Genomic DNA, 15,161 nt, shown 5'->3' on the forward strand with positions numbered 1-15,161 from the left:
ATGAATACGTTGTTTCAACAACTGGCGGGCGAATCGTTGCAGGAAAGCCTGGCGCAGCTCGAAAGCCGTATCCGCACCCAGCCGGGCGACGCCGATCTGCGCGCCGCTTTCGCCCAACTGTTGTGCCTGGATGGCAACTGGTCGCGTGCGCGGGCGCAGTTAAAAAGCTGGCAGGCATTAAAACCGCAGGCACAGCCGACGGTGACGCTGCTGGAACAAGCCATTGAAGGCGAGCGTCAGCGAGTGGAAGTGATGGCCGGTCGCGCGCGGCCGGTCACGCCGGATCAACAATGGCCGTGGCTGGCGGCAATGGTCAGCGCGCTTGACCCGGAAGCGACGAATGCCGGTGCCCATCGCGAAGCCGCGCTGGAAATGGCCGATGCCAACCCCGGCCAGTTGACGACGCAAGACGGTCAAACCCTGCGCTTTGACTGGCTGATGGATGGCGATTGCCGCTTTGGCCCGGTCTGCGAAGCTATCGTCAATGGCCGCTATTTTTGGCTGCCGTTCAGCGCGATTGCCGCGATGCAGTTTCAATCCCCGGCCAGCGTGACTGATTTAGTGTGGCGTCACACGCTGGTGCGCTTGCAGGATGGCAGTGAACAGGTGTGCCAGATCCCGGCGCGCTACCCGCTGGATGTCAATGCCGATGACCGCTTTAAGCTGTGTCGCGTTACCGAGTGGCAGCAACTGCCTGGTGATGCGCCGCACTATATCGGGCAGGGGCAAAAAGTGTGGCTCAACGACAGCGCTGAATATTCGCTGCTCGATCTCGCGACAGTAAGTTTTAACGTGGAAGCCGCAGATGAGTAGCTCTGCGCATGATGAAGAGGGCGACCTGCTGCGTAGCGGTTGGCGCTCACGGCGCGGTAAAGAAACCGTTGGCGCGCGCGATAAAATGCAGCCTTCGCTGCTCGATCGCCTGACGGATGACGCGCCGGATAAAGCGCAGGAGCCGGTGAATAACACTCTGGTTTCGCACTCAGCGCTGCGCCGCCATGTGCTGCGCGATTTGCAGTGGCTTTTCAACACCATTAATAACGAAGCGCAGCAGGATCTGTCGGCTTTCGACCAGGTGCGGCGTTCGGTGGTGAACTTTGGCGTATCGCCGCTGGCGGGCAAGCGCATGTCGGATATCGAATGGCAGGATATCCAGCGCAAACTGACTGACGCGATTTTGCATTTTGAACCGCGCATTCTTCCGCAAGGATTGCAGGTGCGCTGCATCTCCGATACCCAGTCGCTGGATCTGCATAATGTCCTGTCGATTGAGATCAAAGGCCGCCTGTGGTGCGTGCCTTATCCGCTGGAGTTCCTGTTTCGTACCGATGTGGATCTGGAAAACGGGCATTTCGAGCTGAAAGACGCGGGGTAACGATGGACAGCAAATTACTCGAATATTACAACCGCGAACTGGCCTGGCTGCGCGAAATGGGTCAGGAGTTCGCCGGGCGCTACCCGAAAGTTGCCGGGCGTCTGGGCATGCGCGGCATGGACGTCTCCGACCCGTATGTCGAACGCCTGATGGAAGGTTTTGCCTTTCTGACCTCGCGCGTACAGTTAAAAATGGACGCCGAGTTCCCGCGTTTCTCTCAGCGCTTGCTGGAAATGGTCGCGCCGAATTACCTTGCGCCCACGCCATCAATGGCGATTGCCGAACTGCAACCTGACAGCGCGAAAGGCGATTTGAGCAACGGTTTTGTGGTGCCGCGCGGCACCATGATGGACAGCCAGGTGATGAAAAAGAATGGCGTCACCTGTAGCTACACCACCGCGCATGATGTCACGCTGCTGCCGCTGAAAATTAGCCAGGTGGAGCTGGGCGGCGTACCCGCCGATCTGCCGCTGGCGCAGGTCGGTTTAAGCCAGCGCGGGGCGCAAAGCGCACTGCGTATTCGCCTGAGCTGCGACGGCCCGGTGAACCTCAGCCATCTTGATTTCGACCGTCTGGAGTTCTTCTTAAGCGGCCCGGATATGCAGGCGCTTAAACTCCTCGAACTGGTAATGGGTCACCAGGTGGGGATGCTGTGCCAGGCGAACGGACAGAAAACCGCGCCGCTGGTGCTGGCAGACGATGCGCTGCGCCAGGAAGGGTTCAGCGCAGACCAGGCGTTGCTGCCGGACGATCTGCGCAACTTTGACGGCTATCGCTTGTTGCAGGAGTACTTCGCCTTTCCGTCACGTTTCCTGTTTATCAGCCTGCAGGGCTTGCGCCCGATGCTGGCGCAAAGCGGCGAAGCAAAGTCTTTCGATATCATCATTCTGCTCGACAAAGCCGATGCCCAGCTTGAACGGGTGGTGGATAAAAGCCACCTCGCGCTGCACTGTACGCCGGTGATTAACCTGTTCCCGAAAGTGGCGGAACGCCAGAAGCTGAGTGACAGCCTGCATGAGTATCATCTGGTGGTCGATAACATCCGCCCGCTGGATTACGAGATCTACGCCGTTACCAAAATTCACGCCAGCATTGATGGCCAGCGCGATGAGCAGACCTTTCGCCCGTTCTGGAGCAGTTGGAGCCAGGACGAAGGCAACTACGGTGCTTACTTTTCGCTGCGCCGCGAACAGCGGGCGTTATCGGAACATGCGCAGCGTTACGGCACGCGTACCGGTTACATCGGTTCTGAAGTGTTCGCCTCGCTGGTGGATGAACAGCATGCGCCGTGGCGTGAAGAGTTACGCTATATCACCGCCGAAGTGCTGTGCACCAGCCGCGATCTGCCGCTGATGTTGCAGCAGGATATCGGCCAGTTTGTACTGCCGGATTCGCTGCCGGTCAAAACCTTACAACTGCGTAAAGGCCCGACACCGCCACGCCCGGCGCTGGCAGAAGGGCTGAGCACCTGGCGGCTGATCAGCCAGTTGCAGATGAACTACTTAAGCCTGATGGATGGTGAAGACGGCGAAGGCGCTGCGGCGCTGCGCCAGTTGCTGGGGCTTTATACCCGGCTGGCGGAAGCGCCGGTCGCACGGCAGATTGAAGGCGTGCGCCACTGCGTGCTCGAACCGGTACATCGCCGCGTGCCGGAACCGGGGCCGATTGTTTTCGCGCGCGGTATTGGCATTACACTGACGGTGGATGAGCAGGCGTTTTCCGGCTTCAGCCCGTATCTGTTTGGCAGCGTACTGGAGCGTGTTTTTGCCCGTCTGGTGGGCATGAACAGCTTTACCGAATTCACGCTTAAGAGCCAGCAGCGCGGGGAAGTGGGTTACTGGCCGCCGCGCATGGGCAAGAGGGCGCTGATATGACCGAGACGCTGAGCAGCGCGCCGGTCATTACGCGCGCCAGTGCGCTGCCGGAGGCGTTCTGGCAAAACGTGATGGCGACGCCGTGGCGTTACGATCTGTTTACTCTGCTGCGCCGCGTTGATGCGCGTGGCGGCGAACGTTACCCGCTGGGACGCGCGCCGCTACCGCGTTTCGAACCGCTGCGCATTGGTCAAAAACCCTCTCTTGGCTTTGCGCCGTCGACGCTATCGAGCGTTCGCCAACGCGAAAACTCGCCGCTGTATGACGTATCAATTCTGAGTTTTGGCCTGTTTGGCCCCAACGGCCCGCTACCGGTTCACCTGACTGAATATGCCAGCGAGCGAATTGCGCACCACCAGGATGACAGCCTGAGCGCCTTCGCCGATCTCTTTCATCACCGCCTGGTATTACTGTTTTATCGCGCCTGGGCCGATGCGCAGCCGACCGTTTCGCTGGATCGCCAGGATAACAAACGTTTTGAGCAGTACATCGCTTCGCTGGTCGGCATGGGGCAACCAGGGCAACTGGAAAAAGGCTGCTTAAGCCCGCACGCCCGCTTTGCCCTTGCCGGGCATCTGACCCGCAACGGGCGCGACCCGGAAGGGCTGGAGAAGATCCTGCGCAGCTATTTCAATGTGCCGGTCACCATTGTCGAAAATGTGCCGCAATGGATGCCGCTCAGCGAACGTGAACGCGCGCGCTTACAGGGTGGGCGACACGCGCCGCGCCTCGGACAATCGGCATTTCTTGGCGAAGCTGTGCGTGATGTGTGCCATAAGTTTCGCATCGAAATTGGCCCGCTTCCCGTTGATACCTATCGGCGTTTTATGCCGGGTGAAAAATATGTCGCCGCATTACGCGACTGGGTGCGCCAGTATCTGGGCATTGAGTACCAGTGGGCGGTGAAAGTGATTTTGCGCAGCGAAGATGTCACCGGTGCCACGCTTGGCGGCGCCGGGCGTCTGGGGTACAGCGCCTGGCTTGGCGCGCAGCCGACGCCACAAGCGCGAGGAGATTTAGTTTTCAGCCCGGAGGGGTAACCTCCGTGGTTAGTTTCCTGGTCTGACGTACGCACACATCCTGCATGTCGTATCGCACGACGAGCTGGCTTGCAAGGATGAATGCACACTAATTATGAAAAATGGATGAACTCATGTCAGAAATCAGCCGCGCCGTTCTGTTCGGCAAACTCGATACGCTGTTATTTACCTCGCTGGAAAGTGCCACCGCTTTTTGTAAGCTGCGTGGCAACCCGTATGTGGAGCTGGTTCACTGGCTGCATCAACTGATGCAACAGACGGACGGCGATCTGCAACAGGTTATTCGCCACTTTTCGCTGGATGAAGAGGCGCTGACGCGCGATATCGTCGCGGCGCTGGACAAACTGCCGCGCGGCGCAAGTTCGGTTTCCGACTTGTCAGAACACATTGATACCGCCGTTGAGCGCGCATGGGTTTACGGTTCGCTAAAATATGGCGTGACGCGCATTCGCGGCGGCCATCTGCTGGCCGGGATCCTGAAAACCTGGAGCCTGGCGAACGTGCTGAAAGGCATTTCGCCGCAGTTTGAGCGTATCAGCGCCGATGCGTTGCTGGATGGCTTCGATGCCATTTTCGCCAACAGCAAAGAGAGCCAGCAAGTCACCGTGGCGCTGAACGATGATGCTGGTGCGGGTATTCCGCAGCAGCAGGGCACGCTGGCGCAGTATGGTCAGGATCTGACCGCCCGGGCGCGCGACGGTAAAATTGACCCGGTAGTGGGGCGCGATGAAGAGATCCGCCAGATGGTGGATATTCTGATGCGTCGCCGCCAGAACAACCCGCTGCTGACCGGTGAAGCGGGCGTCGGTAAAACCGCCGTCGTGGAAGGGCTGGCGCTGCGCATAGCTATTGGTGATGTGCCGGAACCGCTGAAAGATGTGCAACTGTGGCTGCTGGATATAGGTATGTTGCAGGCGGGCGCGGGAATGAAAGGCGAATTTGAAGCGCGTTTACAGTCGCTGATTAACGAAGTGCAATCGAGCCCGACGCCGATCATTCTGTTTATCGACGAAATCCACACGCTGATTGGCGCAGGCGGCCAGCAGGGTACGGGCGATGCCGCCAACCTGCTGAAACCGGCGCTGGCGCGTGGCCAGCTTCGCACCATTGGCGCGACCACCTGGGCGGAATACAAAAAATACATTGAGAAAGATCCGGCGTTGACCCGCCGTTTCCAGACCGTACAAGTTGCGGAGCCAGACGAAGAAAAAGCGGTGCTGATGCTGCGCAGCACCGTTTCGGCACTGGAAAAACACCACCGCGTGCTGCTGCTGGATGAAGCGGTTGTCGCAGCGGTGAAACTCTCGCACCGCTACATTCCGGCGCGCCAGTTGCCGGATAAAGCTGTTGCGCTGCTCGACACCGCCTGTGCGCGCGTCGCGGTAAGCCAAAGTTCTCCGCCGCCGCAGCTGGAAGATTGCCTGCACCGCATCGCCGCGCTGGACGTAGAAATTGAGATTGCCAACCGTGAAGCGAAAATGGCGACCGGTGAAAGCGATCGTGTGGAGAAATTGCAGGTCGAGCTGGAAAAACTGGCGCAACAACGCGACGAACTGACGGCGCGCTGGGAGCAGGAGCAGGCGCTGGTTGACGCGATTATTGCGCTGCGCGCACAACTGCACACCTCGCCGGAAGAGGCGTTGGCCGATTTACGCGCCACGCTGACGCAACAGCAGGCAGAACTGCGGGCGCTACAGGGCGACGCGCCGCTGCTGTTTACCTCGGTCGATGCCAACGTGGTCGCCGCCGTGGTATCCGATTGGACCGGCATTCCGCTGGGGCGGATGGTGAAAAACGAAATCGACGCGGTGCTAAAACTCGCCGATACCCTCAACGAACGCGTAATTGGACAGCGCCACGGACTGGAACTGATTGCCAAACGTGTGCAGACCTCGCGTGCGCGTCTGGACGATCCGAACAAACCGGTGGGCGTCTTTATGCTGTGTGGCCCGTCCGGCGTCGGTAAAACCGAAACCGCGCTGGCGCTGGCGGAGTCGCTGTATGGCGGCGAGCAGAACGTTATCACCATCAACATGAGTGAGTTCCAGGAAGCGCATACGGTTTCGACGCTGAAAGGCGCGCCTCCGGGCTATGTCGGTTACGGCGAAGGCGGGGTGTTAACCGAAGCGGTGCGCCGCCGTCCTTACAGCGTGGTGCTGCTCGATGAGATCGAAAAAGCCCACCCGGACGTGCATGAAATCTTCTTCCAGGTGTTCGATAAAGGCTGGATGGAAGATGGCGAAGGCCGCCATATCGATTTCCGCAACACCATTATTATTCTCACCTCCAACGTCGGGACTGAGCTGATTACCGGCATGTGTGCCGATCCGGAACTGATGCCGGAACCGGACGCCCTGCGCGATGCGCTGCGCCCGCCGCTGTTGCAAGTTTTCCCGCCAGCGCTGCTGGGACGTTTGCTGGTGGTGCCGTACTACCCGCTCAGCGACGAGATGCTGGCGATGATTGTGCGCTTGCAGCTTAAACGCATTCAGCGCCGCCTGGCGGATAACCACGGGATTGTGTCGGAAGTGGACGACAGCGTGGTGGCGCAAATTGTTGCCCGCTGCACGGAAGTCGAATCAGGCGGCCGTATGGTGGACGCCATCCTTACCAATACACTGCTGCCGCTGATGAGCCAGCTATTACTCGACGCCAGCGCGCGCGACGAGCAATATAAGCGCTTACGGGTCACGTTTGAGCAGGGTGAGTTTCACTGTCAGTTTGCGGCGTAAAGCCATTATCAAGAGAGTTTTCCAATATGACGGATCACGATAACAACCGGAGTGTACCGAATGCACTGCCACCGGGATATCGCTTCAACGAGTTCGAAATTTTAGAAGTGATCGGCGGCGGTGGTTTTGGCATCGTCTATCGCGCCAAGGATCACCAGCTTGAGCGAACCATCGCGATTAAAGAGTTTATGCCGTCGTCGCTGGCGGTACGTAATGACGACATGACGCTGGTGCTGCGCAGTGAGCGCTTCAGTAAAGCGTTTACCGCCGGGCTGAACAGTTTTATTCAGGAAGCGCGTCTGCTGGCGCGCTTCAATCACCCGAACTTGCTGCATGTACTGCGCTTCTGGGTGCAGAACGACACCGCCTACATGGGGACGGTGTTTTACAGCGGTACCACGCTTTCCCGACTGCGTGAAAAGAACCCGACGCTGATTAATGAAGCGTGGATCCGCCGCATGCTGCCGATGCTGCTGGGCGCTATCAAAACCATTCATGACGAAGGCTACCTGCACCGTGATATCTCGCTGGATAACATCCAGATTCAGGATAACGGCCTGCCGGTGTTGCTCGATTTCGGCTCTGCGCGTCGCAGTATTGGCTCGGTTTCCGATGAAACCGAAACCATGTTGCGTCCCGGTTATGCGCCGATTGAACAATACACCGACGACAACGAAAGCGAGCAGGGGCCGTGGACTGATATTTATGCTCTTGGTGCGGTGTTGCACACGCTGATTATTGGCTCGCCGCCGCCGGTAAGTGTGGTGCGCAGCATCCAGGACACCTATGTGCCGCTGACGCAGCGCGGATTGCCGGGTTACTCGCACACGCTGTTGCAGGCGGTGGATCGCGCGCTGGCGCTGAAAATGGAAGATCGCCCGCAAACGATAGATGAATTTGCCGCGCTGATTGAAATGCCGGTCGCCGGGATCGACGACGTAATGAGTGTGAAACAGCCTGGCACCATGCTGGTGCCGGTCGAAGAAATACCGGAAAAAACCGATGCGCTGAGTAGCGTTAAACGTTACAAAGTGCCGGGGCTGGTGGCCGCTGGCGTTATTGTTGGGGTGATTGCGGGTGCGGCGCTGTTTGGCGGGAGTTCCTCGCCGGACAATGCGGCGACGCAGAATACCAGCAACGCCGAGCAGCAACAAACCACGCCGCAAGCGTCTGAGCCGCCGCGCCAGACGGTGCAGGGGACAACCACCGCCCCTGCGGCGACGCCTGCGCAAACCACGCAGACGCAGGCACAAAACCAGACTACCTCACCTGCGGCGCAGGAGCCGGTTGCGCAGATTTTCGTTCGCATGAACGAGGGCGAAAAACTGACGTTGAACGGCGAAGCGCAGTCTGTTTCTCCTGCAACTAACGGTTTTGCTTCGCTGAAACTGCAACCGGGGCGTTATAACCTGGTGTTGCAGGGCAATGGCCAGACCCGCAGCCAGACCATTACCATTGGGCAGCCAGGCACCTGGCTTATTAACCCGCAAGCACAATAGTGATGGTTCCTCCGGGCTGACGCCCGGCAGCGCGTGGGAAGCCTTTCCCACGCGCGTCATTTTTCACATTGCATGATGTTGCAATGTTTCCTTATTGCAATAACAACGCTCGTCTCGCTCGTTATATTAAAAAGACAGAACTATGAATTTATTAACACACAGCAATCAGGGTGGCGGTGAATTTACGTTTGTCGTATCGCGAAGTAATGCAAAAGCCGACGATAAAGTTCACGCCCTCGCTGCCCGAAAAACGCGTGAGCTGGAGATGACGCTCATTGATTTTCACCTTGAATCGTCGGAAATGCTGGAAGTGGACGGTTATCCCGCTGTGGAACTCTTCTACCAGTTCAAAAATGACAACCACGTTATCTTCCAACGCCAAACGTTAATTTTGCTCGACGATCTCGCCGGAAAAAAAATGGTGAGCTACGTGGGTACCTGCCCTGGCGAATTCAGTGAAGAAAATCAAAAGCAATATCAACAAATCATCCAGAGTATTAAATTTCATCGTGCAAAATAGCGTGCGGGTTTTACCGTGCGGAGATTGCCGCTGACAGACACTGAGTAGGGATCTCTCGTTATGCAGAACAGAATCACGGCGACGTTACCCGTTGAGGGCTTACTTTTCTGGAAACTTACCGGGCGCGAAGCGCTGTCGGAGTCATTTACGCTGGCGCTGACGGTACTGGGCACCGATGCGCGCGCAGACCGCAGCAAGTTGCTGGGTCAATCCGTAACGGTTAATATTCCGACCCAGGGAATGGGAACGCGTCATATCAATGGCAAAATCACCCGCGTGGCGGTGAGCGCCGTGGAGCTTTCGGGTACCCGTTACGCGGTGTATCAGCTCACTGTGGAGCCGGATCTGTGGCCGATGAAACGCGACCGCAACCTGCGTATCTTCCAGGGCCAGACTGCGCCGCAGATTGTGAAAACGCTGCTCGGCGAATATCAGGTGAACGTGGAAGATAAGCTGACCGGTAGCTACCGCACGTGGGATTACTGCGTGCAGTACCAGGAATCGAGCCTCGATTTCATCAGCCGCCTGATGGAACTTGAAGGTATCGCCTACCATTTCCGCCACGAAGCCGACCGCCATGTGCTGGTGCTGACCGACGCGGCGACCGAACATCAGCCCTTCAGCGGGTATGAAACCATTCCGTACCACCAGACGCCGTCGGGCGGCAGCACCGATGAAGAGGGCATCAGCCAGTGGGCGCTGGAGGACAGCGTGACGCCGGGCATTTACAGTCTGGATGATTACGATTTTCGCAAACCCAACGCCTGGCTGTTCCAGGCGCGGCAGAACCCCGCATCACCGCAGCCGGGCAGCATCGATGTTTACGACTGGCCGGGGCGTTTTGTCGAGCACGGTCACGGTGAGTATTACGCGCGTATCCGCCAGGAGCGCTGGCAGGTGGAGCATCAGCAGATTCAGGGCACCGCCACGGCGATTGGCGTTGCCCCGGGGAACACCTTTTCGCTGTATAACGCACCGTTTTTCAGTGATAACGGCGAGTACCTGACCACCGAAGCGAACTACTTTTTCGAGGAAAACCGCTACGCCAGCGGTTCCGATGGCGAAACTATTCACCGCATCGATTTCACCGTCATTCCGTCGTCGGTGGTGTTCCGCCCGGCAGCGGTGACGGCGTGGCCGAAAACCTACGGTCCGCAGACGGCAAAAGTGGTCGGCCCGCAGGGCGAGAGTATCTGGACGGATAAATATGGCCGGGTGAAGGTGAAATTCCACTGGGACCGGCTGGCAAAAGGCGATGACACCAGCTCCTGCTGGGTGCGTGTGTCGAGTGCCTGGGCGGGGCAGGGCTTCGGCGGGGTGCAAATCCCGCGCGTGGGCGACGAAGTGGTGATCGACTTTATCAACGGCGACCCGGACAGACCAATCGTCACCGGACGCGTCTATAACGAATCCAGCATGCCGCCGTGGTCACTGCCGGGTGACTCAACGCGCATGGGCTTCATGACCCGCAGCAAAGACGGCAGTAAAGACAACGCCAGCTACCTGTTTTTTGAGGATCGCGCCGGAAGCGAAGCTGTCGAGTTGCATTCCGAAAAAGATATGAAAGTCTCGGTGGAAAATGACAAGACGGTCAACATTGATGGCAATCGCACGACGACCATTCTGAAAGAGCAGAAAGACGATGTCACCGGCGACGCCTCGTTCCACTATCGTGCGAAGCGCACGACCACGGTAGATGAAGCGGAAACCACCACCTTCAACAACAGCCAGACGGAAACTATCAAGAATGGGCGTACGCTGAATATCACCAGCGGCGGTGATATTGTTAATATTAAAGGTGATCGTATTATCGATATTGACGGCACGAATTTGCATCATGTTACTAAACTAGTTACGGAGAAATTTGATCAGGGACAGGAAACAACCATTGTTGCGGGGGGGAAGAGGGAAACGATCAGCGGTGATGTTAACGTTAATATTAAAGGCGACTGGACTCAAATAATTGAGTCAGGGAAAACGTTTATATCAAGTCCAAACGAAATAACTATAAAAAGTGACAAGAAAATTAGCATAGAGTCTCCATCCAATTGGGTGAAAACCTCTGTACATTCTTTTTCAATTACAGGATTTAATGAAAGCATAACAGGTAATAATGTATCTTTAACTGGTAATTCAATAGGCACGACAGGCATGGGGTCATCGCTGACGGCAGTTAGTTATGGTAGTACTGCATTAAGTATGAGTCGAACATTAGTTAGCTATTCAGTAAAGACAATAGATAATAAAAGGTCGCTTACGAAAATTGAAAACTCTGTCCAAAATTTAGTTATTAGTGCAATTCATTTATTTATATGAAGGTGAATATGAGTGCTTTTACAGAAACTCCCTTAATAATCGGCGTTATCGTATCTATCCTGGGGATTATACTGGCCTTTTCAACATTAAAGCCGAATAAAGATGAAGTTACCACTCTGCGTGACTGGTCATCCAGAGAAAAGTGGAGTGGTCAAATTATTGAGACGTCACTTGAATCATGGCATCAAACAGATACCAAGTACGGCAATGATTTTTTATACGATTTTACTTTTACGGCTACTATTAATGACACAAGGAAAAAATATGTCGCAAAAGGTCTGGTTAGACCTAATGAGATACATAAGATTCAGAAAGGTTTAACTCTAATAATAAAATATAATGCTGATAATCCACCACGTATAGCTGTGATGGCTATCGATTATAAATAAAACCTATGCCGCTTTTTTCAAACGATGAATAAAGATAGTTTTGAATTGGTATCATATGCATATAATTTCCTTTGTTATTACATTTTAGCTAGTTGAAATTATTCATTTAAAGCCATCTTATCGATAAATATAAATCTTAAGAGGTCATAATGTTCACTGGCGATAATGTTGGCCTGATATTAAGCATTGTAACGCCATGCTTCCTTATTTATTTGGTATTCCATACAGGGATGGCTCATGATGATTTTAAAAAGAACGGTATAAGGACAGTTGCTAAGATAAATAATATCAAGCAAATATCCACTTCAGGTACTGGTTCGCCAAAATGTGTCTTTACGCTTTCTTTTACTACGCAAGATGGTCAAGATATAAGTCTGGAAAAAACACAAGTTGTTACTGTGTTAGATATGATGCCTCTCGAGCGAGAGCGCAAAGTGGATATTTACTACAAGAAAGAAAATCCTAAAAAAATATGGCTGATACTTGAATCAGAAAGTCGGATAAAGTAATTAAATATATGGCTTAATCTAGACGTTGTCATCGGCAACGTCTTACTCTTTTATCGTGCTTAGTGCACAGCTATGGTAGTTGAGGCAGAAACCAACACCGTCAAAAACAGCCAGATGAAAATCATTAAAAATGGATGTGCGCTGAATATTACCTACTGTGGTGTAACTATTTCTAAATTAAGAATTTAAATCCATATATTACAGTTCTTATATAAGGTTAATCGATGTCAGATTCATCAATGTGGTCTATTGTGATCATTGTATTGGTTATAGCCTGGCTTATTTATGGGATTATGAAATCCGGTTATGATGATGACAGGTTTAGAGCTAAGGGCATTAAAGTAGAGGCAAGGATTATTGATAAGAAAAATATCGGTGTGTCCGGTACGGGTAATGTTAAATTTAAAGTAAAAGTGGAATTTGAAACAACAGATGGTATCGTCAGTGCACAGGCTAAAAGGTATTTTACACCTGAGGACTTGATCAAGGTAATGAGGAAAAACACTGTGCTGCTATTTTATCTGCCAGAAAATCCTCAACAGATTTATTTGGTCCCTCAAGATATGGAATAACTATTATTGTAAATGGTGAATCGAATTGGTTAGTTGCAAAGATAATCCTGGTTGGCTTTTTTTGAAGGTCGGAGGCTGTAAAAATAACGGTTTTTCAGTAAGTGCAATCGTTTTTGACTGTGAAAAATATAAATTATATTCTTTTAATTATTTAAATCATGGCAGCTATCGTGTTTGACTCTCCTGTTTTTACCATCTCAATTATTTTTATTGTCTGCATTGGCATCCTTTTATTCTGTTACCATACAGGTGTTGTTCACGATAAATTTAAAAAAGAAGGAGTTAGAACAGAAGCGAAAATTTTAAGTAAGGAGAAAATTGGCGCATCGGGCACGGGAAATACTCGATTTCGCATGGTTGTCGAGTTTACAACTAAAAATGAAACTGTAACCGTTACAACTAAAAGATTTTTTACGCCTGAGGATTTAATAAAAATCATGAGGAACAACACTGTTGTGCTTTACTATCTCCCTCAGGATCCTCAACAAGTACTTCTTATGCCGGGCGAAATGGAATAAGTTAACTGGCTTTTTTTGAGCGGTGCGTGACTGGTTATACTATCGGGTTGCATTTCAAAAAAAATTCAAAGCGTTAATAACAACTATACGGCATGATAAAAAGGTCCAAATGGCAATTTCTTATTTTGTTACTTATCCCTTGCTGGTTGTCTTTTTTGGTATGTTTGTTTTCTTCGTCTATAACATCATCATGGCTGGTAGAGGGTCGGTTAAAATTGACCCGACTGATGCGGGGCAGGCGCAGGGCGAGATTGTTAACATTCGTAGTTCCAGTGGCGAGAATTCCGCTTTTATCAATGTGAACATTCAGGTGCGGTTTATTACCGCTGATCATAAAATCGTTAACACTGAAGGGAAGGCGGTTATTGATGCGGTTAAGGTTACAGAATATCAAAAAGGAACAAAGGTGCCTCTGACTTACTCAAAGAAAGAACCTAAGAAAATAAAGATTAATATCCCATCCTCACTGGATAAATAATTCTCTATAAATAAAGATGACTATTTCTGATAAGCCTTGAATTTTAAGCAATTAACTTTTCATTACGCATTTTTTAAACCGCCAACAAAAAATATAATGAGCATCTCTTACTCTTCCGGTCCCATTAATGGTTTTCGATATAGATATTTTGCATAATGAGGTAATTCCCATGGAGGCTCTTCTTGTTATCGCACTTGTTGGTGGGTTCGTTTTATATATAGGCAGGCAATGTTATTTAGCGTATCAGACAGATCAGCGCGGCAGGCTGCTTAATGCGAAGATTTTGAGCATGTGCGCTACCGGTTCGAATGACGGCAGCAGCACCAACGTTGTCTATGAACTGGCGGTGGATTTCGATGGTGTCCAGCGAATAATCAAAGGTACGGATGCCGTTAATACTTTCTGCTCTTATCAGTTAGAGCCCGGCAAAGAAATACAAATAAAGTATCTCGACGATAAAAATATCTTATTTCAGTACCGAAAATAGTGCATCAGGAATACCGTAATGGAGCTTGAATATTACTCGAAATATTTTATGTATGGCGGTATTGCAGTGTCCGTCATAGCCACTCTGTTTTTTTATTTTCTGTCCAGAATGGAGAGTAAGAAAAAAGCAGATATTGGTATCTTTCTGACTTGCCATCTTTGGCCGGGAGATATTGTCGAAAGCAAAATTATTTCCTGCAAAATCACAGACGATCGGTTTGGTAATGACTTCTTTTATGATATTCGCTTTCACCTGCCGGGTGATAATAAACTCTACACTGCTAAAACACTGGTGAATATTTCTCAGATGTCATTGATTCGTCCAGGACTGCGGATGAAAGTGAAGAAAGGAAACGAAGGCCGTTTAGCGGTCATTAAAATCGAGTTCTAGCGAAATAAGGCACTGCCAGTAATGATGGAATTAATTGCTAAATACTCAACGCTCTTTTCATGGTGTGTATTGGCCCTTTTTCTTTATCTCACCGTTAAAGGCCTGCGCGAACCAACCGGCAACGCAAAACTCATTAAAGATTGTGCTACTCAGCGTGACTGGTATGGCCCGGAAAAAGAGGCCGTACTTGAATCATGGTCGCCGCTGAAATCCACCCGCAAAGGGGAATATTTTATTTTCCATTTCACCATAGTTATCGACCGGCAAACACAACATAAAAAAGCAGCGGCGCTGCTGAAAACAAAAGAGATTGATCGATTAAAACAAGGCCTCAAGCTGCGGGTGAAATATCAGGGGTTAGCGGCGAAAAGAATTGCAGTCGCTGACATGATTTTCGATGAAGTTATAAATCAATTACCTGATATTTCTGGCACTTCTGTTTAATACATTGTCCGTTTTTAC

The 15,161-nt window shown here is 52.2% G+C and carries 16 protein-coding genes; all 16 read left to right on the forward strand.

What is annotated here, in order from left to right; genetic code table 11:
- The 16 genes from E0L21_RS11905 (at position 1) to E0L21_RS11980 (ending at position 15,143) form a co-directional block, all read left to right on the forward strand.
- Positions 1 to 813, forward strand: coding sequence for a type VI secretion system accessory protein TagJ (locus E0L21_RS11905; RefSeq protein ID WP_131409711.1), 813 nt, complete (start codon positions 1 to 3; stop codon positions 811 to 813).
- Entirely contained in the window at positions 806 to 1,375 is a 570-nt protein-coding gene (tssE, locus tag E0L21_RS11910) for a type VI secretion system baseplate subunit TssE (RefSeq protein WP_131409713.1), read from the forward strand. The genes E0L21_RS11905 and tssE overlap by 8 nt, the downstream gene beginning before the upstream one ends.
- 2 nt (positions 1,376 to 1,377) lie before the next feature.
- Positions 1,378 to 3,249 carry a type VI secretion system baseplate subunit TssF gene (tssF, locus tag E0L21_RS11915; protein WP_131409716.1) on the forward strand — a complete coding sequence of 624 codons (1,872 nt, stop codon included), beginning with the start codon at positions 1,378 to 1,380 and terminating at the stop codon, positions 3,247 to 3,249.
- Complete coding sequence (tssG, locus tag E0L21_RS11920) at positions 3,246 to 4,289, forward strand: type VI secretion system baseplate subunit TssG (RefSeq protein WP_131409718.1); 1,044 nt, start codon at positions 3,246 to 3,248, stop codon at positions 4,287 to 4,289. The genes tssF and tssG overlap by 4 nt, the downstream gene beginning before the upstream one ends.
- Before the next feature lie 113 nt (positions 4,290 to 4,402).
- Positions 4,403 to 7,021 (forward strand): type VI secretion system ATPase TssH, encoded by a 2,619-nt coding sequence (gene tssH, locus E0L21_RS11925; protein ID WP_131409719.1) that lies wholly within the window; start codon positions 4,403 to 4,405, stop codon positions 7,019 to 7,021.
- A 26-nt stretch (positions 7,022 to 7,047) separates the two neighbouring features.
- Complete coding sequence (locus E0L21_RS11930; RefSeq protein WP_131409722.1) at positions 7,048 to 8,520, forward strand: serine/threonine protein kinase; 1,473 nt, start codon at positions 7,048 to 7,050, stop codon at positions 8,518 to 8,520.
- A 142-nt stretch (positions 8,521 to 8,662) separates the two neighbouring features.
- Entirely contained in the window at positions 8,663 to 9,040 is a 378-nt protein-coding gene (locus E0L21_RS11935) for a DcrB-related protein (protein ID WP_131409724.1), read from the forward strand.
- Positions 9,041 to 9,100: 60 nt separating this feature from the next.
- Entirely contained in the window at positions 9,101 to 11,356 is a 2,256-nt protein-coding gene (locus E0L21_RS11940; protein ID WP_131409726.1) for a type VI secretion system Vgr family protein, read from the forward strand.
- An 8-nt stretch (positions 11,357 to 11,364) separates the two neighbouring features.
- The gene (locus tag E0L21_RS11945; RefSeq protein ID WP_131409728.1) at positions 11,365 to 11,745 is read left to right on the forward strand and encodes a hypothetical protein; all 381 of its coding nucleotides are present in this window, start codon (positions 11,365 to 11,367) and stop codon (positions 11,743 to 11,745) included.
- 149 nt (positions 11,746 to 11,894) lie between these two features.
- Entirely contained in the window at positions 11,895 to 12,254 is a 360-nt protein-coding gene (locus E0L21_RS11950; RefSeq protein WP_131409730.1) for a hypothetical protein, read from the forward strand.
- Between the two features lie 224 nt (positions 12,255 to 12,478).
- Positions 12,479 to 12,826 carry a DUF3592 domain-containing protein gene (locus tag E0L21_RS11955; protein WP_131409732.1) on the forward strand — a complete coding sequence of 116 codons (348 nt, stop codon included), beginning with the start codon at positions 12,479 to 12,481 and terminating at the stop codon, positions 12,824 to 12,826.
- A 158-nt stretch (positions 12,827 to 12,984) separates the two neighbouring features.
- Complete coding sequence (locus tag E0L21_RS11960) at positions 12,985 to 13,344, forward strand: DUF3592 domain-containing protein (protein WP_235855229.1); 360 nt, start codon at positions 12,985 to 12,987, stop codon at positions 13,342 to 13,344.
- A gap of 109 nt (positions 13,345 to 13,453) precedes the next feature.
- Positions 13,454 to 13,822, forward strand: coding sequence for a DUF3592 domain-containing protein (locus E0L21_RS11965; RefSeq protein ID WP_131409734.1), 369 nt, complete (start codon positions 13,454 to 13,456; stop codon positions 13,820 to 13,822).
- A gap of 169 nt (positions 13,823 to 13,991) precedes the next feature.
- A complete protein-coding gene (locus E0L21_RS11970) occupies positions 13,992 to 14,309 on the forward strand; it encodes a hypothetical protein (protein ID WP_131409736.1) in 318 nt (105 codons plus the stop codon).
- Between the two features lie 18 nt (positions 14,310 to 14,327).
- Positions 14,328 to 14,699, forward strand: a complete 372-nt coding sequence (locus E0L21_RS11975) for a hypothetical protein (RefSeq protein WP_131409738.1) — start codon at positions 14,328 to 14,330, stop codon at positions 14,697 to 14,699.
- A 21-nt stretch (positions 14,700 to 14,720) separates the two neighbouring features.
- A complete protein-coding gene (locus tag E0L21_RS11980) occupies positions 14,721 to 15,143 on the forward strand; it encodes a hypothetical protein (RefSeq protein WP_131409740.1) in 423 nt (140 codons plus the stop codon).
- The last annotated feature ends 18 nt before the right edge of the window (positions 15,144 to 15,161 follow it).

It is taken from the genome of Kosakonia quasisacchari, assembly GCF_004331415.1.
GTDB classification, from domain to species: Bacteria; Pseudomonadota; Gammaproteobacteria; order Enterobacterales; family Enterobacteriaceae; genus Kosakonia; species Kosakonia quasisacchari.